The 25806-nt window shown below is 67.9% G+C and carries 23 protein-coding genes and 4 pseudogenes; 9 read left to right on the plus strand and 18 right to left on the minus strand.

Going from position 1 to position 25806, the window contains the following annotated elements:
* Nucleotides 1-61: 61 nt before the first annotated feature.
* The 3 genes and pseudogenes from ACFW5B_RS02720 to ACFW5B_RS02730 form a co-directional block, all read right to left on the minus strand.
* Nucleotides 62-778, minus strand: coding sequence for a hypothetical protein (locus ACFW5B_RS02720; RefSeq protein ID WP_386432141.1), 717 nt, complete (start codon nt 776-778; stop codon nt 62-64).
* Between the two features lie 226 nt (nt 779-1004).
* Nucleotides 1005-1136: pseudogene (locus ACFW5B_RS02725) on the minus strand (3-hydroxyacyl-CoA dehydrogenase family protein); the annotation flags it as partial.
* Nucleotides 1137-1153: 17 nt separating this feature from the next.
* Nucleotides 1154-2428 carry a tyrosine-type recombinase/integrase gene (locus tag ACFW5B_RS02730; RefSeq protein WP_386432144.1) on the minus strand — a complete coding sequence of 425 codons (1275 nt, stop codon included), beginning with the start codon at nt 2426-2428 and terminating at the stop codon, nt 1154-1156.
* A gap of 56 nt (nt 2429-2484) precedes the next feature.
* Here ACFW5B_RS02730 and ACFW5B_RS02735 point away from each other — a divergent pair.
* Nucleotides 2485-3647, plus strand: a protein-coding gene (locus tag ACFW5B_RS02735; RefSeq protein WP_386432147.1) for an IS3 family transposase whose coding sequence is annotated in 2 segments (ribosomal slippage) — nt 2485-2769 and nt 2772-3647 — 1161 coding nt in all. Because the reading frame shifts where the segments join, the coding sequence is not laid out codon by codon here.
* Between the two features lie 36 nt (nt 3648-3683).
* Here ACFW5B_RS02735 and ACFW5B_RS02740 read toward each other — a convergent pair.
* Nucleotides 3684-4223 (minus strand): 2'-5' RNA ligase family protein, encoded by a 540-nt coding sequence (locus tag ACFW5B_RS02740; RefSeq protein WP_386432150.1) that lies wholly within the window; start codon nt 4221-4223, stop codon nt 3684-3686.
* Between the two features lie 56 nt (nt 4224-4279).
* Nucleotides 4280-4546, minus strand: a complete 267-nt coding sequence (locus ACFW5B_RS02745) for a hypothetical protein (RefSeq protein WP_386432153.1) — start codon at nt 4544-4546, stop codon at nt 4280-4282.
* A 28-nt stretch (nt 4547-4574) separates the two neighbouring features.
* Between ACFW5B_RS02745 and ACFW5B_RS02750 the strand changes: the two genes are divergently transcribed.
* Complete coding sequence (locus ACFW5B_RS02750) at nt 4575-4706, plus strand: hypothetical protein (protein ID WP_386432156.1); 132 nt, start codon at nt 4575-4577, stop codon at nt 4704-4706.
* An 89-nt stretch (nt 4707-4795) separates the two neighbouring features.
* Here the strand turns inward: ACFW5B_RS02750 and ACFW5B_RS02755 are convergent, their stop codons facing one another.
* Both ACFW5B_RS02755 and ACFW5B_RS02760 read right to left on the minus strand, forming a co-directional pair.
* Nucleotides 4796-5131: a peptidase inhibitor family I36 protein gene (locus ACFW5B_RS02755; protein WP_386432159.1), complete on the minus strand. Its 336-nt coding sequence runs from the start codon at nt 5129-5131 to the stop codon at nt 4796-4798.
* 1129 nt (nt 5132-6260) lie between these two features.
* Nucleotides 6261-6686, minus strand: a complete 426-nt coding sequence (locus ACFW5B_RS02760) for a hypothetical protein (RefSeq protein WP_386432162.1) — start codon at nt 6684-6686, stop codon at nt 6261-6263.
* Nucleotides 6687-6736: 50 nt separating this feature from the next.
* Between ACFW5B_RS02760 and ACFW5B_RS02765 the strand changes: the two genes are divergently transcribed.
* The 3 genes and pseudogenes from ACFW5B_RS02765 (at nt 6737) to ACFW5B_RS02775 (ending at nt 13602) form a co-directional block, all read left to right on the plus strand.
* A complete protein-coding gene (locus tag ACFW5B_RS02765; protein WP_386432165.1) occupies nt 6737-10765 on the plus strand; it encodes a hypothetical protein in 4029 nt (1342 codons plus the stop codon).
* A 615-nt stretch (nt 10766-11380) separates the two neighbouring features.
* Nucleotides 11381-11824 (plus strand): cupin domain-containing protein, encoded by a 444-nt coding sequence (locus ACFW5B_RS02770; protein WP_386432168.1) that lies wholly within the window; start codon nt 11381-11383, stop codon nt 11822-11824.
* A gap of 819 nt (nt 11825-12643) precedes the next feature.
* A pseudogene (locus ACFW5B_RS02775) lies at nt 12644-13602 on the plus strand (phosphotransferase family protein).
* Nucleotides 13603-13905: 303 nt separating this feature from the next.
* Here ACFW5B_RS02775 and ACFW5B_RS02780 read toward each other — a convergent pair.
* A complete protein-coding gene (locus tag ACFW5B_RS02780; protein ID WP_386432171.1) occupies nt 13906-14646 on the minus strand; it encodes a class I SAM-dependent DNA methyltransferase in 741 nt (246 codons plus the stop codon).
* A gap of 420 nt (nt 14647-15066) precedes the next feature.
* Here ACFW5B_RS02780 and ACFW5B_RS02785 point away from each other — a divergent pair, with 420 nt between their 5' ends.
* On the plus strand, nt 15067-15327 hold the full coding sequence (locus ACFW5B_RS02785) for a lantibiotic dehydratase (protein WP_386432481.1): 261 nt from the start codon (nt 15067-15069) through the stop codon (nt 15325-15327).
* Between the two features lie 48 nt (nt 15328-15375).
* On the opposite strand, the pseudogene ACFW5B_RS02790 reads toward ACFW5B_RS02785, so the two are convergent.
* The 7 genes and pseudogenes from ACFW5B_RS02790 to ACFW5B_RS02820 all read right to left on the minus strand — a co-directional run.
* A pseudogene (locus tag ACFW5B_RS02790) lies at nt 15376-15519 on the minus strand (histidine phosphatase family protein); the annotation flags it as partial.
* Between the two features lie 109 nt (nt 15520-15628).
* Entirely contained in the window at nt 15629-15757 is a 129-nt protein-coding gene (locus ACFW5B_RS02795; RefSeq protein WP_386432173.1) for a hypothetical protein, read from the minus strand.
* Nucleotides 15754-16233, minus strand: a complete 480-nt coding sequence (locus ACFW5B_RS02800) for a hypothetical protein (protein ID WP_386432176.1) — start codon at nt 16231-16233, stop codon at nt 15754-15756. Before ACFW5B_RS02800 ends, ACFW5B_RS02795 begins: the two co-directional genes overlap by 4 nt.
* On the minus strand, nt 16203-16478 hold the full coding sequence (locus ACFW5B_RS02805; RefSeq protein ID WP_386432178.1) for an LLM class flavin-dependent oxidoreductase: 276 nt from the start codon (nt 16476-16478) through the stop codon (nt 16203-16205). Before ACFW5B_RS02805 ends, ACFW5B_RS02800 begins: the two co-directional genes overlap by 31 nt.
* 196 nt (nt 16479-16674) lie before the next feature.
* Nucleotides 16675-17319, minus strand: a complete 645-nt coding sequence (locus tag ACFW5B_RS02810) for a TetR family transcriptional regulator (RefSeq protein ID WP_386432181.1) — start codon at nt 17317-17319, stop codon at nt 16675-16677.
* Nucleotides 17320-17554: 235 nt separating this feature from the next.
* A complete protein-coding gene (locus tag ACFW5B_RS02815; RefSeq protein ID WP_386432183.1) occupies nt 17555-18742 on the minus strand; it encodes a glycosyltransferase in 1188 nt (395 codons plus the stop codon).
* 559 nt (nt 18743-19301) lie between these two features.
* Nucleotides 19302-20333: a GNAT family N-acetyltransferase gene (locus tag ACFW5B_RS02820; RefSeq protein WP_386432186.1), complete on the minus strand. Its 1032-nt coding sequence runs from the start codon at nt 20331-20333 to the stop codon at nt 19302-19304.
* 55 nt (nt 20334-20388) lie between these two features.
* Between ACFW5B_RS02820 and ACFW5B_RS02825 the strand changes: the two are divergent.
* Nucleotides 20389-21321 (plus strand): annotated as a pseudogene (locus ACFW5B_RS02825) (IS5 family transposase).
* A 15-nt stretch (nt 21322-21336) separates the two neighbouring features.
* Here the strand turns inward: ACFW5B_RS02825 and ACFW5B_RS02830 are convergent.
* Nucleotides 21337-21579 (minus strand): hypothetical protein, encoded by a 243-nt coding sequence (locus ACFW5B_RS02830; protein ID WP_386432188.1) that lies wholly within the window; start codon nt 21577-21579, stop codon nt 21337-21339.
* A gap of 472 nt (nt 21580-22051) precedes the next feature.
* On the opposite strand from ACFW5B_RS02830, the gene ACFW5B_RS02835 reads away from it, so the two are divergent.
* Nucleotides 22052-23749: a hypothetical protein gene (locus ACFW5B_RS02835; protein WP_386432191.1), complete on the plus strand. Its 1698-nt coding sequence runs from the start codon at nt 22052-22054 to the stop codon at nt 23747-23749.
* Nucleotides 23750-23807: 58 nt separating this feature from the next.
* On the opposite strand, the gene ACFW5B_RS02840 is transcribed toward ACFW5B_RS02835, so the two are convergent.
* Nucleotides 23808-24275, minus strand: coding sequence for a flavodoxin family protein (locus ACFW5B_RS02840; RefSeq protein ID WP_386432194.1), 468 nt, complete (start codon nt 24273-24275; stop codon nt 23808-23810).
* Nucleotides 24276-24381: 106 nt separating this feature from the next.
* Nucleotides 24382-24981 carry a YdcF family protein gene (locus ACFW5B_RS02845; RefSeq protein WP_386432197.1) on the minus strand — a complete coding sequence of 200 codons (600 nt, stop codon included), beginning with the start codon at nt 24979-24981 and terminating at the stop codon, nt 24382-24384.
* 191 nt (nt 24982-25172) lie between these two features.
* Here ACFW5B_RS02845 and ACFW5B_RS02850 point away from each other — a divergent pair, with 191 nt between their 5' ends.
* A complete protein-coding gene (locus tag ACFW5B_RS02850; RefSeq protein WP_386432200.1) occupies nt 25173-25712 on the plus strand; it encodes a putative immunity protein in 540 nt (179 codons plus the stop codon).
* Nucleotides 25713-25806 lie beyond the last annotated feature (94 nt).

Genomic DNA, 25806 nt, shown 5'->3' on the forward strand with positions numbered 1-25806 from the left:
GTCCGCCCGCCGGCATTTCCCCCGAGCGGCGGGCGGACGGCCGCCCTCTGTGCGGGCCCGCCTACTTGATGCCCTGGGCGCGGGCGTTGGCCAGCAGGGCCTTCAGACCGTCGAGGTCGAAGCCGGTGAGGCGGCCCATGCCGGTGGCGGTGCGGTAGCCGCCGTTGGGCGAGCACATGACCGGGGTGTTGCCCGCGGAGGTGGCCACGCATTCGTAGTCGGCGGTCTTCCCGTCCTTGTTGGTGTCCAGGTTGGGATGGTCGAGGCCGAGCGCGTGCAGCGGCTCGTGCACGAGCGTGTTCCGCAGCTTGTACGCGGGCATCGGCCAGGTGCCGTCCCAGTACTCGGAGTCGATGGCGACGATGCCTCCGATGCCGACGCCCTTGGGCGGATAGGGGCAGGGCATGCCCTGACTGAAACCGGCACGGCCGAGCGGCCGGTAGAGCTCGGTGAACTGGATGTGTCCCACGGGCCCGCACCTGGCCGGATCGACGGGCTCGACGCCACCGATGGCGAGCTTCACACCGGCGGCTTTGACCTGCGCCACCGCGGCCGTCAGATAGGGCGTGTAGCGCGTCTTCATCGCGCTACTGGCGAACGTGATCGTGTACTGACGGCCCGGACTGAGACTGGTGACACCGAGCTGGGCCGTGAGCTTCCACCCCGTGCCCTTCGTGGTGACCTTCGCCGCCTTCGCGGGAACCGTCGCCGCCTGCGTGGGTAAGGCGGCGAGCGCACACACCACGAGCGCCGCGGCCACGGGCAGGGCCTTGTACATGGGTCCTCCGTATGTAGTTGTGGGGGGAGTGTGTCGGTCCTTTCACAAGTGAGACGCATGCGACCGGAAAATGGATACATCGTCAACTGGATCGTTTTGACGGTGATTTGGTCGGTTGGTGGGAGCGACGCGCGCGGCGGAGGCCGGGCGCACAGCAAACCGCCTCGCACCGGGAGGTGCGAGGCGGTGTGGGCGGGGCGGCGGCACTGGTGCGCCGCCGGGTTCGTCAGTACGAGTAGAACCCCGACCCCGACTTCCGGCCCAGCCGCCCCGCGTCCACCATCCGCGCGAGCAGCGGAGGAGCGGCGTATAGGGGCTCCTTGTACTCGTGGTACATGCCGTCCATCCGCGCGGCTACCGCTCTGACCTGCGGTTTCATGGCCCGTCCGGGGTCTTCCGGGCGCTCAGGGACTTCTCAGGGACATTCGGTTGTGGATCTTGATCGAACCACTCGTCCATGGCGGCGAGGCCCCGCTTGCCTGCCCCGGGCATGAAGTGAGCGTAGTGCTTCAGCGTGGTCTGCGGCGATGCGTGCCCGAGCCACTCCGACACGCTCACGATCGACTCGCCCGCCTCAAGCTGGGTACTCGCGTATGTGTGCCGGAGCACGTGGTACATGTCCGCGCGCGAAAGTTCGTAGACGGGGTACCGCCGGATGCGGCCTCCATGCGTCGCGACCTTCTCGCCGATCGCCGCCAGAAGCCCGGCCGCCGCGAGCGCGGGCCGCCAGCTCCGCTTGTTCCACATCGAGGGGTTGATTCGATTGCCGTGCGAGGTGCTCAGGACCAGCCGGACGGTGATCGGTTTGCGCTGTCGCGCTTCCAGTTCGGTCGTAGGTGGCTCGGGGTTGCGCCACGGGAGCGTGCAGGCGACCGAAGGGAAGCGGCGCAGGTGGTCCTGGACGCGCTTGGCGAGGTTGGGGGAGAGGGGAGCGTCTCGCGTCTTGCCGCCCTTCGGCAGGCAGAAGTACGGCCTTCCTTTGGAGTCCCACCGCAGCTGTCGGCGGACGTGCACGACTCCGGCATCGAAGTCGAAGTCCTCCTCGGCGAGGCCGAACGCCTCACCTTGGCGAAGGCCGAGGCCGACGCCAAGGTCCACCGCGATGTGGTATCGATCCTGGAGGCCCGCCCGGACGGCATCCACGGTTGACCTGGACCATGCCTTGGCCTTCTTCTTCGCGGGTTTGGGAGCCTTGACCGTCCGGTGGGCCTTGCAAGGGTTCTTGACCAGGCGGCCGTCGTCGACGGCAGCTTCGAGGATCGTGGAGAGGTGGATCCAGATCACCTGGGCCGTGGACGCCTCGACCCGCGTCAGCAGCTGGGCCGTCCAGGTGCGCAGCGCGGCAGCGTCGATGTCCCGGAGCGCCGTTGCACCCAGGAACGGCATGATGTGGTTCCAGATCTTGCTGCGCATGGGGGCGGCGGTCGACGGTTCGTCTGACCGGCTCGGCCACCAGTGCTTCTCGATGTACTGGGCGAGAGGGATCGTCCCATCGCGGGGGTCGACGAACTCGCCACGTGTGGTGTCGGTCTGTGCGTTCGCGAGCCACTGCTTCGCATCCTCGCTCGTGTCGAACGAACGGTCCCGGACGCCCGGGATACCCTTCACCCGGTAGCGCTTGCCCTTGCCCCACAGGGGGGGCTGCCGCACGATCGGGTGACATCTGAACTGGCTTGCCCTGTGGGGTGGGTGGGAAGGATGTCGCTGTGCCCAAGCCTTATCCGGAGGAGTTCCGTCAGGACGTCGTGCGGGTCGCGAGGAACCGCGGGCCGGGTGTGACGGTCGAGCAGGTGGCCACCGATTTCGGAGTCCATCCGATGACGTTGTGGAAGTGGATGCGTCGCGCGGACATCGACGACGGGACCAAGCCCGGAACGACCAGTCGGGAGAGCGCCGAGCTTATGAAAGCGCGTCGGCGGATCAAGCTGCTGGAGCAGGAGAACGAGGTGTTGCGGCGGGCTGCGGCCTATCTGTCGCAGGCGCATCTGCCGGGAAAAGGATCTACCCGCTCGTGAAGGAGCTGGCCGGGGACGGGGTGCCCGTCACGGTTGCGTGTCGGGTGCTGAAGCTCGCCAGACAGCCCTACTACCGCTGGCTGGACCAGCCGGTGACCGATGCCGTTCTGGAGGAGGCGTATCGCGCGAACGCGCTGTTCGACGCGCACCGTGACGACCCGGAGTTCGGCTACCGCTTCCTGGCCGACGAAGCGCGCGGCGCCGGGGCCGTGATGGCGGACCGGACCGCATGGCGGATCTGCCGGGACAACCGTTGGTGGAGCGTGTTCGGCAAGAAGCGCGGCAAGGGCAGGAGGGGCGGCCCGCCGGTGCACGACGACCTGGTCCGCCGTGACTTCACCGCGACCTGCGCGAACCGGCTCTGGCTCGCCGACATCACCGAGCACGCCACCGGCGAAGGCAAGCTCTATCTCTGCGCGATCAAGGACGCCTTCAGTAACAGGATCGTGGGCTACTCCATCGACGAGCGGATGAAGTCCCGCCTGGCCGTGGCCGCCCTGGACAACGCCGTGGCCCGGCGTGGAGACGTCGACGGGTGCATTCTGCACAGCGATCGCGGATCGCAGTTCCGCTCCCGGAAGTTCGTCCGGGCGCTCGACCGCCACCGGATGACCGGATCGATAGGGAGGGTCGGAGCTGCCGGTGACAACGCGGCCATGGAGTCCTTCTTCAGCCTGCTGCAGAAGAACGTCCTCGACCGCCGTGTCTGGGCCACGCGCGAAGAACTCCGGATCGCGATCGTGACCTGGATCGAGCGGACCTATCACCGACGTCGCAGACAAGCCTCACTCGGCCGACTGACCCCCATCGAATTCGAGACCGTCATGACCACGCCGGCCCTCCAGGCCGCGTGACCGCACCTGTCACCCGAACCTGCATCAGCCCCCTGCTCATTCACGGAGCGCGAACGACGCCCGCTCTTGCCACTTCGAGCCGTCATGCACCACGAGGTCAACTGACGCGACCCGGCAGGTGAAGGGGAGCCTGCCGAGCAGGTCAGCCCCAATCTCATCCAAAACTGCATCCTCCTGACCGTCAGCGACGGTCAGGTGGGGCACGATCTCGGTGAACTGGCCCTCATAGGGAGGTGCTTCGGGCCACCGGTCAGCGATCACCTCAGTGAGCAGCCGCAACTGCGCGTCTGGCTCCGGAGCAAGATACAGCACCCCCGGAAACTGACCGCAGCTCTCAAATCGCAGGTCAAAGGCATGATGACTGCCGAGCACATCAGTGAGCGTCGAGTAGACACGCGCATCTATTCGACTCTCGTCGAGGAATGGGAAAAGCACCGTGACATGTGCTGGTACTCCTGCCTGGGCTGACGGATCGAACCGTTCACGCCATGCGCGGACGGCCGGCTCCGCGTCCGGGACCTTGACGATGAGTCCCGTCCGGCCTGCCTGAAACCTGCTGGTGCTGTCGTCTGCCATGACACCGCATGCTGCCACCCCGGAAGCCGGCGACAGCACTCAATATGCGTCCGTGATCATGAGCGACCCGAGGCACGAAACAAGCGCGGAGCCGAGGGCGCCGGAACACGACTGCCGTCATTTCCCGTGAACATCCAGATGGTCGACGAACACCAAGCGCCGCCGGAACCGATGAACAAACGCTGTCGGTTGCAGTGAACGAAGCCAGGATCCCAGATCTTCGCCAGGCGGTTGGCCCACTTGGGCTGGAACATGCGCTGCGCGTCGAGGTTCGGGTCGACCCTCAGCTGCGAGACCGGAATGGCCTCGTAGTACTTCTTCACCACCGGCTTGGACCGGATGATTCTGCGCGTGCTGGAGACGCATCTCCCTCGGTGTGAGTGGACGTCAGATGACAACCACCGTAACGCCGCCCGCGCACGCGCCGGCTGTGCGGCCGACGAGCTGGTCACCGCTGCCGGCGGACTCCTCGCCGTCGCGTAGCCTGCGTCCGGCTGCTGGGCGGCACCGGCATGCGGGAGCGTACGTGCACCTGTGCCGGGGCCGTTGGTTGCTGTCGACTGGCGGGCGGGTCATCGGGGGAGTCTGAAGGCGCGGACCTTCCAGGGGGTCTTGTTGGAGTGGGTGTGCGACTTGAGCGTGAAATGTGATCCGTGGCAGCCGGCGTGGTTGTAGAAGGTGACGTGGGAACGTCCCTGGTTGGAGACAGATCGGCTGGTGTTGGGGCGGTAGCAGCCGGGGCTCATCTGGTCGAACCACTGGTCTTTTTTGCCGTGCATGTGAGGCTTGGGCCAGCCGCAGATGTAATCCCTTGGGCACTTGGATGCCGCGTGCGCCGGGGCAGTCGCGGAGAGCGGCAGAGTCGCGGCGAGGATGACGCCTGCCAGTGCTGGTACGCGTAGCTTCATGCGGGATCTCCTCAGTGGTGCTGTGCCTGTTCATGGGTGGTGGCCGGCCCTGCCCGGCGCGGTTGCCCGGCCTTGGCGGGCGGCGGCGTGGTGGTCAGCCCCCTCACCGCGGTGGCAGCCTCATGCTTGCGTCCAGTGCACCGAGCGCGGTCGCGCACCCCGGACGTCAGGCGGTGGCTGTGCGGCGGTGCGACCGCGGCGACGATGTCTGCTGGTGGTCGGCAGGCGGTCACGGGCTGTCCTGGCGGGCGATGTCATCAGAGATGTCACCGTGGAACTGCCGAGGGATGGCAGTGAGCTGGTTTTCGTGGCCCGGATCACGGTACCGGCACCAGTTCGTGTCGCTGCTGTTGTGCGCGGCGTGGACGTTGCCGTTGGGGGTTCTGCGTTGACGTCCTTGAGGTCATGGGCGCCGTCGTTGAGCGAGGGGTGATGACGGTCTCCGCCCTTGTCGGAGTAGATGCAGAGCTCACCCGGGTCGTACTCCCGGTTGTTCGGGGGCTGCGGGTTCAAGTGCGCGGCGGCGGGATTGACGGCCGGCACTGCGCTCGCGCTGTCCGCCGCATCGCCGGAGCCGGCGACCGGAGTGATGACACCGGCAACTGCAGACGTCCGTGAGCTCTTCAGGACTCCTTCCTTTGGCTCGGCGTCAGCATGTTCGCGCCGACGTCTTCATCCGGTAGATGTACGACGGGGCTGCGCGTATGGCGGCGAGGCGTGTTTGGCCCAGTGGGGCGGAGCAGGGCCAGAGGCCATTACCAACAGTGCGTGAGCGCAGGATGCCATTGGGTGACCATGCAAGGGCGGTCCTCGCTGTGTCACGCGCCTGATGGGTATGCCCCGCGCCCCTTCATCCGCCGCGTTCGGCCACCTTGCTGCAGCGCCGCGCGGACCCAAAGTCAGCGGAGGTGAAGGGGTTTCGCCGGGTGCCGTTCTCCTGCCGCGGCGTCCTGTGGCAACGACCTGGTGGCGGCAGCCGGTCACGGCTGGGCCATGTGGCTGCGCAGGGGAGTGTGGCCGCCGCCCGCCAACGGTGAAGGGCCGGAACCCCCGTTCCCGGCCCTTCCCTGCCCGCCCTGGCTTCGGCGGCGGGCCCGTTCTTCACACGCTTATGCAGGTGCCGTGAGCTTCACCAGGACACCCTGATTCCCCCCTTCACCCTGGTGGCCTTGAAGTGATGCTTGTCGCCGGCGCGCAGGGAGAAGTGCTTCGTCTGGCCCTTGCGGCACACCTTCTTGGACAGGTCGGTGTCACGGAGCTTGCCGCCCTTGTACCACTTCACCAGCGCCTGGGCGCAGGTCTTGTCCTTGGACAGCTTCGTGACCCGCCCCTTCACGATGCGGTTGTTCACCTTGGTGAACTTCACCTTCGCCACCTTGCGGCCCTGGACATTCTTGATCATCGTGTCGGACTGGTGCACCGGCCCGTCTGCCTGCACAGCAGCGGTAGTGGCGGGCGCTGAGGGGGCGGCTGTGGCGGCCGGGGCGGCCACGCCGGCCAGGCTTCCCATGCTGAGGACGGCAGTGGCTGCGGTGAAGGTGAGCTTGCGCTTCATGTGATCAGTCCTTGGGTTGTCACGTGTGCCGTCGCCGGGCCGGCGTCGGCATGAACGACTCTGTGGGAGGTAAGGAGTTGTCCGAAAGCGCAGGTGGCGATCGACAAACAACCCGGACAACGGTGTCGTTGCCGGGCCGGGCCCAGGAGCCGAAGGGGGAGCTTGTGAGGGCGGACAGGGGTGGGCGGAATGCCTCGGACGGGGGGCGGGTGGGGCGGCCGGAGAACCCGGTGGACCCCGATGCGGGGCCGGTGGAACGGCTGGCGTGGGAGCTGCGGTGCTTACGGGCGGAGGCGGGAGGCCCCAGCTACCGGGCGTTGGCGAAGAAGGCCCATTACTCGGTGAGTACGCTGGCCGCGGCGACCAAGGGAGACCGGCTGCCGTCGTTGGAGGTGCTCCTTGCCTTTGCGCAAGCGTGTGGAGGCGAGCGCGCCGAGTGGGAGGCGCGGTGGCGGGCCGCCCTGCAGGCCAGCGGGGAGTGCGGGGGCGCGGAGCCGGCCCCTGGGTGTCCGTACCCCGGGCTTGCGCCCTTTGGGGCGGGGGATGCGGAGGTGTTTTGCGGGCGCACGGAGCTGGTCAAGGAACTGGCCGCCGGTGTGGAGCAAAACCCGCTGACGGCTGTGTTCGGTGCCTCGGGCAGCGGCAAGTCGTCGCTGCTGCGGGCCGGGCTGCTGGCGGGGCTGGGCCCCCTCTGGCACACCGTCACGCTCTCTCCGGGCGAACATCCTCTGGCCGCGCTGACCCGCGCCGTCAACCGAGTCATCGGCGGGCAGGCCGGTGACGGCGGCATGGCCCCGGAGGCGGCCGATGGTGCCGTGGCCCCGGAGGCGGCCGGTGACGGCGGCATGGCCCCGGAGGCGGCCGGTGACGGCGGCATGGCCCCGGAGGCGGCCGATGGTGCCGTGGCCCCGGAGGCGGCCGGTGGTGCCGTGGCCCCGGAGGCGGCCGGTGGTGCCGTGGCCGCGGAGGGCCTTGCCGAAGAGCCCGAGCGGGTGGAGCTGGCTTTGAGCACGTGGCTGTCGGGGCGGCCGGAAGAGGAGCGGGTGCTCTTGGTCGTCGACCAGTTCGAGGAGGTCTTCACGCTCTGCGCCGATGAGGCGGAGCGCACCGTGTTCCACTCCGTCCTGGCCGAGGTCGCTGGGGCCCAGTCGCCGCGGCTGGCACTGGTCATCGGTGTACGGGACGACTTCTACGGCCGGTGCTTCGCCCACCCGGGGCTGCGGGCGGCGCTGAGCGAAGGCGTGCAGCTGCCGGTGGGCCCGCCTTCCCGCGCCGAGCTGCGCGAGATCATCGTCGAGCCCGCGGCACGGGCAGGGAGCACGGTCGCTCCCGAGCTGGTGGCTACCGTGGTCGCCGAGGCCGCGGACCAGCCCGGAGCCCTCCCGCTGGTGGCCCACGCCCTGCGGGAAACCTGGCACCGCGGCCGCGGGCCCGTCGTGCGCCTGGATGACTACCGTGCCACGGGCGGTATGCGCGGTGCCGTGGCCCAGACCGCCGAGGCGGTCTACGCCTCCGAGTCTCCCGCCCGGCAGGCCCTGATGCGCGCCGTCTTCCTGCGCCTCATCACGCTCGGCGACGGCACCGAGGACACCCGCCGGCACGTACCACGTAGCGAACTTGACGGACTTGCCTCACCGGCGGATGTGGACTCGGTTCTGGGGAGTCTGGCGGACGCCCGGCTGGTCGTGCTCTCGCGCGGCAGGGTGGAGGTGGCCCACGAAGCAGTGATCCGGGCCTGGCCCCGGCTGCGCCGCTGGCTGGAGGAGGACCGCGAGGGGCTGCGTACGCACCGCCGCCTCACCGCCGCCGCCACGACGTGGGACGCCCTCGGCCGGGACAGCGGCGCGCTGTACCGAGGGGTGCAGCTCGCCGCGGCCCGGACGTGGTTCCGTGAACACAGCACTGCGCTCAACGAGCTGGAGCAGGACTTCCTGCGCAGCGCCACCCGCCATGACCAGCGGCGCGGACGGCGGGACCGGTGGGTGACCGCGACGCTGGCCGGCCTGCTGGTATGCGCACTGCTCGCCATGGGCATCGCCTTCCAGCAGCGCTCGGATGCCGAGCAGCAGCGCCAGGTGGCGGTCTCCCGCCAGTACGCCGCCCAGTCCGGGGAATTGCGCGAGCAGCAGCCCGAGGCAGCGGCGCTCACCGCGCTCAAGGGCTATCAGCGGGCGCACACCGCCGCGGCCAGAGGCAGCCTGCTCAGTGCCGATGCCGCCTTCAGAGCCAACCAGTTCACCGGGCACACCGGGTTCGTGAACGCGGTGGCCCACTCGCCCGACGGCCGCACGATCGCCACCGGGAGCCAGGACCGCACGATCAAACTGTGGGATGCGCGCACCCACCAGCTGCGCGGCACACTCACCGGCCACACCCTCGGGGTGTCCTCGCTCGCCTTCAGCCGAGACAGCCACACCCTGGCCAGCGGCGGTGACGACCGGATCGTGCGGCTGTGGAATCTGCGCACCCAGCGCACCACCGCGATCCTCTCGGGCCCTACGAACGGGGTGAGTTCGGTGGCGGTCTCCGGGGACGGCCACACCGTGGCCGCGGCCACCGGCGCGGCCGTCCGCCTGTGGGATGCGCGGTCCGGGCGGGTAAGGGCCGACCTGACCGGCCACTCCGCCTATGTGGTTGCCGTGGCCTTCTCGCGCGACGGCCGAACGCTGGCCAGCGCCGGCGGTGACAACACCGTCCGCCTGTGGGACGTGGCCACGCGGCGGACCACCGCCGTCCTCCACGGCCACACCGACCCCGTCAACGCCCTTGCCTTCACCCCTGACGGACGCACTCTCGCCAGCGGGAGCGCCGACCGCACCGTACGGATCTGGGACGTCGGCGCTCGCCGCACATCCGCCACCCTCACCGGTCTTCGTGCCACGACGCTGGCGATCTCGCCGGACGGCCGCACCTTGGCCACCGGCGGAGCCGATCAGGTACGGATCTGGGACGTAGAGACGCGTCGCAGCGCTGCAGTCATCGGCGCGCACATCCGCGGGACGCAGGCGCTTGCCTTCTCCCCGGACAGCCGCACCCTGATCATCCCCGACGGCGCAGACAAGGGAGGGGTGCGGCTGTGGGACACCCGAGCCCGCCGCACCACAGCCACCCTCGGCGGTCGCCATGACGCGGTCAGATCAGCGGCCATCTCCCCCGACGGCCGGGTGATCGCCACCGCCGGCCGCACACTGCGCCTGTGGTCCGCCAAGAACCCACGACCGCTGCGCACCCTCGCCAGCTCCATCGAGCCCACCTGGCACCTGGTGTTCTCCCCGGGCGGACGCAGGCTCGCCTCCGTAGAGACCGATGGCACCGTGCGGCTCTGGGACGTGACCACCGCACACGCGGTGGCCACGTTCCCGGGGCACACGAAACTCTTCGACGGCGCGGCCTTCTCACCGAACGGGAAGACACTCGCCACACTTTCCGACGACCGTACGGTGCGGCTGTGGGACACCGCGACCCACCGGACGAAGGGCGTGCTCAGGGCAAAGACCGGCGGACTGTCCGCCATCGCCTACTCCCCCGACGGCCGGACACTGGCCGCCACATACAACGGCAGCGACTACGGCACCCGCAGCACGGTACGACTGTGGGACGTGGCCCGGCAGCATCCCGTAGCCAGCTTCTCCGGCCGTGCCGCCGCCCTGTTCACGGTCGCGTTCTCACCGGACGGCAAGACCCTCGCCACCGCCGGAGCAGACCTCCCGGTGCGCCTGTGGGACGTGGCCTCCCGACGGCCGGCAGGCACCCTGGAAGGCCACTCCTACAGCATTCAGTCGCTCGCCTTCAGCCCGGACGGACACAAGCTGGCCAGCGCCGGCTTCGACAACACCGTCCGCCTGTGGGACGTGACACAGCAACGGACCACCGCCGTCCTCAGCGGCCACAAAGACTGGCTGGAATACGTAGGGTTCAGCCCCGACAGCAGCAGCATCGTCACCGCAAGCCAAGACGGATCAGCGCGACTGTGGGACATCGACGTGAACCGGGCCGCAGCAGACATCTGCACCCTCAGCCGCACCAACCACTGGCGAGACCTCAAACCAGAACTGCTGAAACAACCACTCTGCACCTGACAAAACACCACCACACACCCGCACCACCAGCCACCACGACTCCTTCACCACCACAACCAGGCACACTCTGATGTCCACCGTCGTCGGCCGCGTGATGCCGACCACAACGCGGCGTAACGCCCTGGCGGTTGGCCGGGGCGCCGGCATGGTGCGGCCGGTGATCACCGGCGGGCGGCCACCGACCGGTTCAGGCCCGACGCCTGCGCCCATCCCGACGTCGCTGAAGAAGGCGGCACGCGGCGCCAAGGCATGGCCGGTGATATCCGAACGACTGGAGCCGGCGGAAGACTCGACACGAACTGCTGCTCGCAGTCTGAAGGGTGACTCCTGGAACGGCTCGGTGGGGCCCGCTTGGACCAGGCGCTCGAAGACCTGGCACAGCCGGTCGTCTGCCCTGGTCAATAGATGCCGTTCACGGCACGACAGGTGCCACGCCACTGCGGACAACTACGCCCACAACGAGGGCGCCAATACGCAAGCAATGGTGGCGAGCGCTTGCTCCGGGTGCGTGTTCGGATGCGTGCGCTTTGCCATAACGGCAACGATAGTTGTCGTACTGGCGCGGGAGTCGCAGCCTGTTCCGGTCAAGGCCATGAGAACGGGAGCTGCACGACGATGACTACGCATGAAGGTGTGGGGACTGCGTTGGGCGCTGGTGACAACGCGCCGCTGAACAACCGCGTCCACCACGTCCGATCCGGCGAGTTGGATGGCTACGCCGCTATCAGCGGGGGCACGGTCGGCTCGAAGAGGCTCTGGATGGGCCTGGTGGAGAACCCGCCGTTGAGCGTCACGGACAACCACCATCACGGCGATTCGGAGGCGGGGATCTACGTGGTCAGCGGTCACCCCGTCTTCGTCTACCACGACGGCATGCAGGAGGTACGGCTCGCCGCCGGTCCGGGCGACTTCTTCCTCGTCCCCCCGTTCGTCCCGCACCGCGAGGAGAATCCCGACCCGAACGAGCCCGCGGTCGTGGTGATCGCTCGGACCACGCAAGAGCCGATCAAGGTCTCCGTGCCCGAGCTGTACCAGCGCGAAGAGACAGAGACGCAGTAGGAACAAGACGCGGACCGGTCGGCCATCGCCGCAAGGACTGGCCGATGGCCAGCCAGCGCACGGCCCTTCTTGACCGTGGGCCGAGCGGCTGTAAGCCCATCAAAGAGACGCCCCTGGCGGCGGGATGTGCTCGTCTGCGTGCACCAGGCGCCGGGTCCCCCGGGCCAATGCGTCCGGTGGACTCGGTCAGCTGAATGCGGCTGGCCGAGCATCGCGCTCCGTCAGTCGGCGGCGCGGCCTCTTCCAGCGGGTCGTGCTCGAAGGGGTTGTCCCTCGGTGGTCCGTTGCCTTGCTTGCAGACCGGGTCGGGCTCCTTGCCCGCCTCGGCGGCTGCCTGCTCCGCCGCCCGGCACTCCCCTGTCTTCCCGCGCTCGCGTTCGCGCTGCTGCTCCTTCTTCGGCTTGCGCTGCTGTTCGCGGAGTTGGCCGCGCTGCCCTGGCGGCGTCGAAAGGCTCGCTTGTCCTCGGGGTTGTCGAGGACTTCGGTGAGGGTCTGCCCGGTGCGTGGCCGAAGCGGAACCAGACCGGGTCCAGGGGCCGGTGGAAGGACCGTGACCGGAGCGCGGCGACCGAAGGAACCGGGCTACCGAATGCCCCCGATCCTGCTTCAGTGACTCATCGTGACGGCTCGCCTCGATCGCTACCGGATTCCGCTGAACGGGGACTTTCCAGGCTGCCGCCACGGCTCGCTGTGAGGACCTGGAAAACCTGAACAGTGCCTGCGGCAGCAGCGAGAAGAGCAAGGCAGAGCAGGGCAGTGTTGTCATCGCCTCCGAGGAAAGCTTTTGCGCATGCTGCGTTCGGATGTTGGGGTGGCCCGGTGAACAACCACGATGAGGTGGCGCTCCGACCGTTGACACTGGCCTGGGCGAACCGGCACCTGGAGGTCGGCGAACGGATCGTCAGAGCTGACGCGCTGCACGGCGGCATCACTGCCGAAATGCGGAGGCTGACCATCAGCACACGCGATGAAGGCACCCGTCACCTGGTGCTACGGACCTTCGCCGACCCGATCTATCCGAAACGCTCCGAGGACCGGCTGAACAGGGAGGCCGGCGCCCTGACCCAGCTCGCAGGGACCGCTGTGCCGGCTCCTGGACTGATCGCGGTTGACCCGACCGCCGCGCATTGCGAGTACCCCTCACTCCTGATGACGCACCTGGCGGACCGGACCATCATCAAGGATAAGGGACTGGAGACGCGCATCCCGCTGCTGGCCCGTCAACTCGTGGCGATCCACGCATTGCGGCCCGGCGAACGGCCCCCAGAATATGGGGCTTTGACGACCGCGGACACCGTCGTAGTGCCGAAGGGAGCCGACACGGCGGCATGGGCCGCAGCGATCAACATCATCCGCAAACCCGCGCCGCCCTATGAAGGGCGATTCCTGCACCGGGACTTCCAACCCGGCAACGTGCTGTTCGACGTGCCATCACCAAGGCCGGCAGGTACCCGGATCACGGGAGTCGTCGACTGGGCAGCGGCCTCCTGGGGCCCGGCAGATCTCGATGTGGCGCACTGCTCCACCAACCTCGCGTGCTGCACGGCCCAGCGTGGGGTCTACGGTTCGCCGAGGCGTACGAAGAGGCTGGCGGGGTGTTGGCCGCGGCCGCGAGCGAACGGCTGTACTGGCGGGTGCGGGACGGACTGGCGTGCTCAGAAGAAGTGCAGCAAGTGGCGCAGCCATGGCGGGAGGCAGGGAGGACAGAGCTGACCACTCGAGCCGTGGAGGAGCGGCTGGATGCCTATATCACCGCCCTGATGAACGCACTGGGCTGAACCAGAGCGGTCTGCGGCGCGAGCACCCTGGCGAGCGTCTGGCGTGCTGCCACCGAGCGTCGATGCGGCCGCGGCATTCTCCTACAGGGCCGCTATAGGCACCGGGCTCCACGTGCCGTCCGGGGCTTGGCCGTCTTCGGGTCTGGGCGACAACGGACGTGAAGACCCGTCCAGCGACGTCTGCGAGATGAAGCCGCTCTCCTTCGGCCTGGACGAAAGGTGGACGACGCGGGGAAGCACAGCGGATTCCGGTCCGTGGCTCGTGAACGGCCCGGCCGATGCCGGGACAACGAGAGGGGCTCCTCAGGCAGGCTTGCGCCACACGGAGATGTGCTGTGCGGAGTCCTGGGTGAATGGTGCCCCCTCCCAGTCCGCGACGCGACGTTCCAGTTCGAGCCCGGCGATCCGAGCCATCAGGTCAAGTTCCGCCGGCCAGGCGTACCGGTGCCGGGAGCTGTCCCGGCGGTAGCGGCCGTCGTCGCCGTCACGGGTGAAGTGGTGCGAGACGAGAATCTGCTCGACCAAGTCGAAGGTGTCGAAGCCGAGATGCTGCTCAGAGACGTCGAAGGGCACCGCGACCTGGCCGGGCGGCAGGAACCGCAGCGGCGGCACGCCCAGCTCGATGACGAATCGGCCGCCGGGCTCCAGATGACGTGCGGCGTTGCGGAAGCACTCGACCTGCTCGTCCTGCGTGAGCAGGTTCGTGATGGTGTTGTAGACGAGATAGACGAGGGAGAACTCGCCGGGGACGGTGGCGGTGGCCATGTCCCCTGTGACTACCGGGAGCGTGTCCTCATCGGCCTTGCGTCGCAGGACCGATGCCATGTGCCTGGACAGTTCGATGCCCACGACCGGCACGCCGCGTTCCCGGAGCGGGACGCCCACTCGTCCGGTTCCGATGGCGAACTCCAGTGCCCGACCGTCTCCGGCGAGTTCGGCCAGGAAGGCGAGAGTCGGTCCGAGAACGGCGGCCGAGGACATCTCGGTCTCTTCGGCGTCGTAGCGGTCGGCGGTCGTACGGGTCCACAGCTCACTACTCGTCACAGCTGGCCACCCTGCCGTGTGCTGAGGGCGATGTCGACGCAATTACCTGCCACCGGCTCCCATCACAGGGTTCGGGGCGGGCGGTAAGGTCGCCTTGGCCGTGGTGGTCGTGACCGCCCGCACTCGCCGGCGCGGCTGCGAGAGGAGCCGCAGCGGCCCCCGAGACCACGGTCGCGAGCACAGTTCGCACAGCTCAACGCATGTCTCGGTCCTCCGTTGGTGTGTCGGCGGATCAATGCTCCTGGATCAACTGCTGAGTGTTGGCGCGCACCAAGCTCCGCTGGCCGCCGAACCATCGCGACGCTGCGCACGATCCATGACCTGATGTCCGAGCACAAGCGCCTCCCGGCCTCTGCGGAAAAAGGCCACCGCAGGTCGCCGGGCAGAACGGATGCGCGAGCACGGTGACGTCGCGAACCGCTGGCAGTGAACCTGCACTTGGATGCCGAAGTGCAGCTGCCCCACGCGGGCGCCCGGGAAGCCGAAACCGAAACCCCCGCGGCCACCGTACGGGCCCGGCTCACCACCCACCCCGACGGCACCCCCGCCGGGCAGACCTACCGCCACCGCTTCCTGGAGGACCACGGCCCGCACGTGCTGATCCCGCTACTGGAGTGCACCGACCCGGTCACCGGCATCGACCTGCCGGACGGGTTCCACACAGCCGCCAGCGCTGCATGAGCGCTTGGTCGAATCGAGGTGAAGGGTTGACCAGTTGGTTCTGGTATGTATTCCCTCGGCCTGCCGCCGCCCGGTCTCCGACAACACCGGATCGGAGCCGCCGCTGCCGGACAACCGCTTCTGCGGTGTCAGTGCCGTCTCACCGTGGCGTAGCAGCACAAGGGTCGGGGGGGTGCCCTGGCCGGCGAGCGCGACCTTCACGCCGTCCGCTCCACTGCTGGTTCCGGAGCCGATGCGCATCGGGGTCACCCCTTTCGGTCACAGCCTCCGTCGTCGGCGGCATTGTGGCGAAGTGTGCAGTTCAGCGGAGCGCGGCGATGACCGGCGCGAAATTCTCCATGTTGTATTCCATCACCGTGAAGTAGCTGAAGCCGTAGCGTTCGCGGCGTTCCTTGAGTTGTTGCGCCATCTCCGTTGGGGTTCCGATCAAACAGAAGGCAACCCCTCGGGGCTGTCCACGGCATCGGGCGGCAGCAGCGGCTCGAACCTGCCGGGAACCACGCCGCGTTCGGCAGGCGGAATCACCTGCTGCACCATGATGTTCAGCTCCACGGCGTCGGCACGGTCACCGAGTAGGCCGCGCACGTAGGCGACCCGTTCTTCCGTCTGCGCGACTCCGGCCAGATGGAGTACCTCACCCGTGGCGCCGGCCCAGCCTCCGGTCAAGGCGATGATGTCGGCGTGCGCGGCGGCCAGCCGCAGCAGCCGGTCGCCCCAGCCCCCGATCAGCAGTGGTGGCCCGGATGGTTGGGCCGGACGCGGCTGATATTCCGTGTCCTCAAACAGAGAACGCAACGTGGTGACCGTCCGTTCCAGCTGTTCGACCCGCCTTCCGCCGCTGGGGAACGGTATCTCCGCGGCGTCGAACTCGGCCTTCACGTAGCCTGCGCCGAGCCCGAGTTCCATACGCCCGCGTCGACGAATTGGTCGGTGCTCGCCACTTCACGCACGAGAAGGACGGGGTTGTAGAGCGGTGTGTTCAACACGAACGTACTCAGACGAACCCGTTCGGTCATTGCGGCCGCAAGCACCATCGCTGGAAACGGCGCGGAGAATCCCAGGTGATCGGCCACTCCGACGACATCGAAACCGAGTTCCTCGGCTCTGCGGCACTTCGCGCTCCACTCGTGTCGCGAACCGGGAACGAACATGTTGACACCGAAGCGGAAAGGACGCTGCGAAGGAATTATGCGTGTATATCACACGAGCATTCTCCCGTCATCCCGCTGGCCGCCCCTGCCCGTGCGCCGCCAACAAAGCGCATCACACCACCAGTTGAACTGGCCACTCGTCACGAAAGGTCGTGGCTCATCGCAGGGCCGACGGCCGGTTCGGCCAGGGAGGTGCTTACGCGTCCGGAGCGATGAGGCCACGGAGCAGCGGAGTGGCGATCCGCACGATGTCCTCCACGTCCGCCTCGGCCAGGTCGGGAAGGTGCAGCAGATAGCGCTGGGCGGCGAGGCCCATCATGATCGCGCTGAACAGTGCGGCACGCAGTCGCGCGTCGGGGGTATGGATGGTGGCAGCGATGTGATCGGTGACTTCCACGGTGAGATGCCTACGCAGCAGCTCTGCCGCTTCGTCGCTCGTCATGCTGGTCCGCAGGAGCACTGCCATGGGGCTGTCCGGATCCGCCGCCCAGGTGTCCAGCATGCCGCGCAGGCGGTTCTCCACCGTCTGGCCGGGGTCGCTGGTGGTGAGTTCGTCGTGGGGGATCTGCCAGTGGACGGCCTCGCGGAACAGGTCCTGCTTGCTGCCGAAATACTGGATGACGGAGGACTTGTCCACGGCGGCTTCGGCCGCAATGGCGCGGATGGTGGCACGTTCATAGCCGACCTCCGCGAACTTCCGCCGTGCGGCCGTCAGGATACGCCGACGTGTGCGCTCACCTTTGCGCTCCGGAAGGGCTGTGTCCTCGGCCGGGCCTCCTGGCTCCACCGTCCGCCGGGCGGCCTGTCCGGGCGCATTCGTCACTGCATCGGCGCAGGTCAAGTCGGCCTCCTTTCCGGTGCCGGTCCTGATGGTACAAGCACCTCCGGGCGGCGCCGAGGACTTGGAGACGGTAGATCGGAGGGGTCCGCAGGGGTGGGGAGTCGATGCTGTTTCAGGGTGGGGCCGGCTCTCACCGCCGCTGCACTCCGACCGGTGGAGTCCCAGCGGCCGGAGTGACACGCAACAGTTGGGCGTACCGTCACCATGGGTGGGGTGCGCAGGAGAGCCGTCCGGCTCAGGTGGCCAGCGACACTGCGTCCTCCACCAGCCGGTTGAGGTCCGGCAGAGCGTGGGACCGGCGCTGCAGTCCTTGGGCGCGGGACCGGTAGGAGCGGTCCTCCAGTACGGTGCGCACCGCCTCGGCCAGCGAAGTGCGGGTGACGTCCTGGACATCTATCCGGGTCCCGACGCCCAACTGCTGCAGCCGGGCGGCATTGTGGGACTGCTCGGCGAACAACGGCACAGCCACCATGGGGACTCCGGCTGCCAGCGCCTCCCGGGTCCCGTTGAATCCAGCATGGGTAAGGAACAGATCGCTGGACCGGAGCAGCAGTTCCTGCTGCACGAAAGACGTCAGATGGACGTTGTCGGGGCGCGGCCCGTCCCACTGGCCCGGGTCGCGGTCCGCCCCCAGGGCCACTACTCCGGTGACGGGCAGCTCTCCGAGCGTCTCGATGATGGTCTCCAGCAGAGCTTGCGCGCCGCCGGGAAGCCGGGTGGCATTCGAGCCGAGGGTGGCGAGGACGAACGGCCGGTCCGTGGAGAGTTGGGCGATATCCGGGTCGAGGGCACCCTGTACCGCCTGGGCGGGGAGCTGGTAGCAGCGGGCGCTGGGCAGTCGGCTGTCCGTGGGATAGAAGTCCTCCGGAACGACTCCGGCACGGAAGGTCCGGAAGGTGTGCCAGGGATCGCTGACCGGTGCCAGGCCGAGCTTCCCGCGCTGCCGGTTGAGTTCCTCCGTCACGACGGGATGGGCATAGGGCGCCATCGGCGCGATGTCCAGAGCGCCGTGCGGGATGCCGAGGCATTCCGCCGCCAGATAGCCACCGTACTCGGTCGACTCGTGGAGGATCAGGTCCGGTTGCCAGCTCCTCGCCACTTCGAGGAGGTCCTGGGCGCCGGCCTCGGCGAGGAGCCCGACGAAGGCCGAAGCGAAGAATTCCGGCGCCAGCTCGATGGTCACGGAACCGGCCTTCTCCATGCCCGGCGGGGGCCGGAGCCTACCGTCCTCGAGTGCTTCCGCCATCGTTGGGACGTTGGGCAACGTCACTGCGGTAAGTCCGCGATTCTCGATGTGCTGGACAACACCGGCTCCCGTGGCGACGGCCACTTCATGCCCTGCCTGTTGGGCCCTCTCCGCCACTGGCAGCACCAGGGGGGCGAGATGCGAATAGATTGCCTGTGCAGTGATGAGAATGCGCATGGTGCTCGCTCTCCACGATGCGGTGCAGGCGCCACGGTGTGGGCCTCGCCCCGGGCTTCACGGCCGATTCGCAAAAAATAAACGCTTGTTGAGAACCTATCACTCACCCTTCGCCGCTCCTTCAGGCCCCCTGTGAGGCCCGCTCGCGCTTGTGCGGCTTGGGCCGACGCCCACTGGTTCTCAGCCCGGCGAGGGAGCGGCGGAAGCGGTCAACGCCGTCTCGCCCGGGGCGCATCTGGAATCCGATGGCCACGCTGCCGGCAACCAGAGCAACAACTCGTCCGCGCCCGGCGGGAGGTGTCAACGCCGCGAGGGGTACGGTCCCGGACCGGCCACTGCTGATGGCCGGCCGGGCGTACGCCGCCTTGGCCGCCTCGGGCTCGTCCTCGGACGGCGGACGAGTGGGTGAGCGCGCGGGTGGCGGTGGCCGTGCCCCTCGAACTTCTGGACACGGCCGGGCAGGGAGAGCTGCGTGGGTTAGGACCTGTCCGGCCGATCAATCAGGGCTCAGTCTTCTGCAATCCGCACTGTCAGGTGCTGCCGAGCTGGCTCTGTCGGATCAGACAGCGATCGGCTTGCGGTAGCGGACGTGCTCGTTCTGGCACCGGAATCCTACGCTCTCGTAGAGGTCGTAGGACCGGTGCGGATTCGCAGTCCCGGTGTACAACCGGGCGGTCTCCGCACCGTGCTCGCGAAGACATCGCAGCCCGTCCAGCAGCAGGGCCCGCCCAAGTCCCAGACGCCTTGACTCTGCCCGGACGCTCAGTTCTTCGACTTCGCCCACAGCGGGGTCGTGCCGACGGATGGAGCACAAGGCGACCCCGGCCATAATCTCCCCATCCCAGGCAGCCCGCCAGCACGTCGGGTCGGCAGTGGCGAGGAAGCTCTCGAACGTCCACCTCTGGGTGAAGGCGGCATCCGCATACGAATCAACGACCGTCTTCCATGCCGCGCGGTAGCTGCTCGGATCGACCGCACCGACTCGGATGCCGGCTGGCAACGGCTTGCCGTCGGAGAGCTGTCGCAGATCGGACAGCTCCAGCTCTACCAGGCTGAAGACACGCCGGTATCCCGTTTCGAGCAGCAGCGCCGTTGCCTCCTGTTCGGAGGCCATGGCGTTCGCGCCGATCACGGCCGTCTGCGCGGTTCCATGCTGCTGCACGAGCTGACGGATACGGCTTTCTGCCCAACTGAGCATGGCCGAGCCGATGCCCTGGCCGCGGTGCTCGGGCAGCAGATAGCCGCGGTGCAGGTACAGCCATGTCCCGTCCCGCTCGTGCCACCACCTGATCGTCGAGTAGCCGACGACGCCGCCGTCGTGCTCCACCAGGACCTGGTTCTCGGATGGATCGTCCAGTTTGGCGCAGGATTCGGCGATCTCGGCTGCCGTCGGGATTCCTTCCACAACCGAGCGGGCGTCGGCCCGATCCCGCTGGGCACAGCCCAGCCGCACACCGGCCATCGCGCCATGGTCGTCGTGGCCGCGATACGGCCGGAAGACGTAGCCAGGCAACCGTTCCCACGATGCAAGGCCACTGCCGCTGTTCGCCTCCACATCAATACCCCCGTTATGTTGGAGATGCGGTGTCATCGACCAATGAAGCGTAGGCCGTGCTGATCAGACGGCAGAACTCGTTTTCCGCAGCATGACCGTTCGCGGGGACTTGACGGACGAGGCGTGGGACCGGCTGCGGCCGTTCCTGCCCGTAAGCAACGGCCGGTGCGGCCGGTGGCGGGACCACCGCCAGGTGATCGACGGCATCCTGTATCGGGTACGGAATGGGGTGCAGTGGCGTGACCTGCCGGAACGCTTCGGACCGTGGAAAACGGTCTACGAACGGCACCGGCTGTGGTCGGCTAACGGGACATGGGAGCGCGTGCTGCAGCAGCTAGGCCGCAGCCGATGCGGCGGGTGAGATCGACTGGGACACCTCCGTGGACTCCACGACCGTGCGCGCGCGCCACCACGCTGCCGGCGCCCGCACCGACCCACCACCAGCCCCGCATCAAAAGGGGGCCACAACGGCAGAACACCAGGACGAAACGCCGTGGCAGAACCTGTACGGCCGCCTGGTGGAGGTGGCGCATCGGGTGAGGGCCTGGGCCGCTCGCGCGGTGGCTTCACCACGAAAGTCCATCTGAGCGCGGACGGACGCTGCCGTCCGCTGTCCCTGGTCGTCACGCCGGGGCAGCGGGCGGACTGCACTCAGTTCGCACCGGTGCTGGAGAAGATTCGCGTCCCACGACGCGGGCGCGGCAGGCCGCGCAAGAGGCCGGAGAGTGTCGCGGCCGACAAGGCGTACAGTAACGGGCCCTGCCGCCATTACCTGCGGCATCGAGGCATCCGGCACACCATTCCGGATAAGACAGATAGCCAGGCCGCCCGCCTACGGAAGGGGTCACGAGGCGGACGGCCTCCAGGCTTCGACGAAGAGCGGTACAAGAAACGCAACACCGTCGAGCGAACGATCAACCGACTCAAGCAGGCACGAGCAGTCGCCACCCGCTACGACAAGCGGGGCTACGTCTTTCCCGGCACCGTCACCGTCGCAGCCATCGTCATCTGGCTCCGCACGTGATCGCCCGGACAGGTCCTAATCGTCGACACACTTGGGGTACTTCGAGCCCCGGTTGCAGTCGTGGTAGTCGTACTTGCTGACCCGGAACTTCTGCTCCTTGCCCTCCTTCGTGGGATCGACGACCAAGTAGAACTTCTTCCCGTCCTTGGTCTTTTCAGTGACCCGGCCTTCAGGGCCGTGACCAAAGTCCTGCGCGCACCCGGTGAGTGCGAGGGCGGCTACTGCCACGAGGACGGGGGCGAGAATAAGGCGACGCATGTCGTGCTCCGATCAGACTTTGAGACGACGGCAGTCTAGGAGGTCGGCCGACCGTCAGAGCAGGCAGGGCTGCTCACTTCCACGAAGGAGCAAAGCTCGACGAAGGCGACCGCGGGACCTTCCACTCGAAGAGCACATATTGCTGTTCTCGGCGTACTGGCACCGAACTTGACGCCGTGCCAGTTAACTCCGCTCTTGGGAGTCTCGGACGGCAAGGGCCCGGAGAAGGACTGGGGGATGTGCACGCGATGAGCAGCGTGCGGGCCGCCCGGATTGCGGAGGGGCATAACGCCATTCCCGTCGCCAGCAGCGGAACACTGGCCTCGCCATCGCTGAATCCGCCCCTCAGGGATAAAGCTCATTCGAGTGAATGCGGTACGGCGTGATCCGCCGGAAGTGCACAAAGCCAATCGGCACCTACGCACTCAACGCGGACTATCGTCGAGTCCACATCCCTCTGCAGGAGATCCTCATGGACTACTTCGACCTCGGGACCTTCGCCCGGCCCGTATCGACACGTTCGCCGGAAGCACAGCTCTGGTTCAACCGTGGACTCGCCTGGAGCTACGCGTTCAACCACGAAGAGGCCGTCACCTGCTTCGAATCGGCGGCGGCAGCGGATCCCGGCTGTGCCATGGCGTACTGGGGCATCGCGTTCGCCCTGGGCCCCAACTACAACAAGCCCTGGGAGTTCTTCGACGAGAGCGAGCTGCAGCGCACGGTGGAACGGGCGCACGCCGCCGTCGAACGGGCCCACAAGCTGCGTGACGGCGCCACGCCGACCGAGCGCGCGCTCATTGAGGCACTGCGCGAGCGCTACCCCGCCACGCAGGCAGTGGAGGACTGCTCCGTCTGGAACGCGCCCTATGCCGAGGCCATGCGCGCCGTCTACGAACTCTCACCCGATGACCTGGACGTCGCCACCCTCTACGCGGACGCATTGATGAACCTCACCCCGTGGCAGCTGTGGGACCTGCGTACGGGCGAGCCCGCCGTCGGCGCGCGCACGCTGGAGGCGAAGGCCGTCCTCGACCGCGCGTTGCTGACCGCGGCCGGCAGCGACCACCCGGGCACACTCCACATGTACATCCACCTGATGGAGATGTCGCCGACGCCGGAGAAGGCCCTTGCGGTCGCCGACCGACTGCGAGGGCTGGTCCCGGACGGGGGCCACCTGCAGCACATGCCCTCACATCTCGACGTGCTGTGCGGGGACTACCGACGGGTCGTGTCGGGCAACAGCGAAGCGATCAGGGCTGACGAGAAGTACCTGCGGCGAGCCGGCGCGATGAACTTCTACACGCTGTACCGCTCGCACAACTACCACTTCAAGATCTACGGAGCGATGTTCCTCGGCCAGTCCAGGACGGCGCTGGAGACGGCCGCACAACTCGAAGCGTCCATCCCTGAGGACCTGCTGCGCGTGGAGAGCCCGCCGATGGCCGACTGGCTGGAGGGCTTTCTCGCCATGCGGGTGCATGTGCTGATCCGCTTCGGCCGGTGGACAGACATCCTCGCGCTGCCGATGCCCGCCGACCCGGAGCTGTACTGCGTCACCACGGCGATGCTGCACTACGCGCGCGCAGTGGCGTACTCGGCCACGGGGGCGACCGTCGAGGCCGAGGCCGAACGAGAACTGTTCCGTCACGCGGTCGAAGGGGTTCCCGAGACGCGGATGCTGTTCAACAACACGTGCCGGGACATCCTGGCGATCGCCTCCGCCATGCTCGACGGCGAACTCTTCTACCGCCAGGGCGAGTACGACGTGGCGTTTGCCGCCCTGGAGCGCTCCATCGAGCTGGACGACAACCTGCCCTACGACGAACCGTGGGGCTGGATGCAGCCGACCCGCCACGCCTACGGGGCGCTCCTGCTGGAACAGGGCCGGGTCGAAGAGGCCGAGGCCGTCTACCGGGCCGACCTCGGACTCGACGACACCCTGCCCAGGCCGTTGCAGCATCCCGGAAACGTCTGGGCCCTCCACGGCTTCCACGAGTGCCTCGTGCAGCTCGGCAAGACGGGAGAAGCCCGCATCGTCGCCCAGCAGCTCACCGTGGCCACCGCACTCGCGGACGTCCCCGTCGAGGCGTCGTGCTTCTGTCGCCTCGACACCGCCGCCGGCGCGAAGAGCGACTGCTGCTCCGACGGAATCCGTGACCGTACGAACTGATGCCGCGTCCTCGGGCTGGCAGGCAGAGCGGACCGTCAGGCTCCGCGCCTCCCCGTGCTCATGCCATCGGCCCACCCCTCCGCAGCCGCTCCGCGAACGCCCGCGCGGCCGCCAGGTCCCCGGCGCTCGGCCGCTGCTTGTGGAGTCCGCCGACAAGCCTGAAGGGCATCCAGGTGTCGAACGCACGGCACGAGAAGCTCCCGTCCGCCGCGAAACCCCTCCCTTCGAGGAGCCGGATCAGCGGACGGGTGAAAGGCACCGGCGGGAACTCGGACAGCCCGCTGGTAGCGAACACGAACGCACGGCCCCGCCCAGCGGGAAGTCCTTTGACGAAGTTGGTCAGGCGAGGGTGCAGCCGACCGTAGAAGACGCCTGAACCAAAGCCCACGAGGTCGGCGGCGGCCAGCTCCGTCGGCTCGGCCGCTTCGGGGGATACGACCTTCGCACCCAGTACGTGGGCCATGGCGTCGGCGATACGACGCGTATTGCCATGCGACACGGAGACGCACACGATGACACTCTTCACCTGACGATCCCTTCCTCGCTTCCACGGTGAAGACGCCACAGCGGCACCGGATGTGACACCACACCCGCGCGACGACTGCCTGCGTTCGTCGTGACAGCAGCGCCGGCTAGAGGCATGTCCTTCGCTCATCAGCACGGAAACGACGGAGCGTCCACAGTCCGTACAGGGCCAGAAGCGGCTTGGCGATCAGCCACTCGCCGAGGTGGTAGTCGTCCGCGCGCACGAGCCGGTCGGCGAGATCAGGGCGTTGCCTGCGCAAGTACGCGCGGGCCTTGAGCGCGTGAGCCGGCTGGGAGACGATCTTGATGCGGTCGGCGTCCTCAAGCAGTGGGGCCACGTTCGTGATGTTCTCCCACGTCGTCCCGCTTTGGTCTTCGAGGAGGACCGTGCCGTCGAACGTGCGTACCGACTTCGCGTAGTCAGCCATCAGCTGCGCCTCCGCGGCGCCGCCGGTGGTCGCACCGCCGCTGAAGATCACGCGGGTGTTACGCGCGCTGTCGGCCGCGATGGAGCGCAACCCGGCACGGACACGCCAGCGGTTGATGAGGTTCGCCGTCGCTCGGGGGTTCCGGTACCCCAGCACGACCACGGCCTCACTAACGCCCCCGCGGTTCCCCACAAGCGTGCGAGACCAGCGCCAGTTCAACCACTCCCCCCAGGCCAGCGCTACTCCCCCAGCTACCACCCATACCGTCCTGCGTCGCATGCGGCGACTCTAGGCCACCTCAACAGCGTCGTCCCGAAGCACCGACGCCCAGTGCTTCACCTTCGGCCACCGGTGCTGCCCATCTGGCCCCGCCTCCCGCCAATAGGCAGAAGCCAGCCTTGGTGCAGCCTCCTGCGTCGTAGCACACCAGCGGGAGCTGCACACAGTTGGTGCGTGGGAGGATCGGACGCATGACGAACGGGACCGGGGACTTCGAACTGGCCATGGAGGAGCTGCGTGTTGTCGCGCGCTACGCTGCGCAGAGCGCCGAGGAAGTCATCCCGGTGTTCGAAGCCGCGCACCCCGACGATCCACGTCCTCGTGCCGCGCTCGACGCCGCATGGGAATTCGTGAACGGCGCCAGAAGAACCAAGCTCCAGCGCATCACCTCCCTGGACGCACACCGCGCGGCGAAGGAGGCTGCCACCGAAACCGCACGCCTGGCCGCAACCGCAGCCGGCGATGCCGCCTCTGCGGCCTATCTCCATCCGATCGCGAAAGCCACCCAGGTAGGCCACATCCTCCGCGCTGCCGCAAGCGCCGCCCGCGTAGGGGAACTCAACGCAGGCGACGATCCCGACGTCGGACTCCAGCTGATCGAGCAGGCCCGGCAACGCGCCACACCCGTGCTGATCGGTGTCCTCAACCGATACCCGCTCGCGCCGACCGGCAAGAGCCGCGTTGCACAACTGATGGCTGTCCTGGACGCCTCCCTGCGTACTTCCCGCTAAGGAAAGAGAGGGCAACTACAGCCTGGCCTCCGGCTCGACGCAACTGCGGGACAGGCACTGCCCCTCGGCAACATTCCTGAGCGGGCTCAGCCAG

Origin of the sequence: Streptomyces sp. NPDC058773, assembly GCF_042746015.1 — a bacterium.
Classification (GTDB): domain Bacteria; phylum Actinomycetota; class Actinomycetes; order Streptomycetales; family Streptomycetaceae; genus Streptomyces.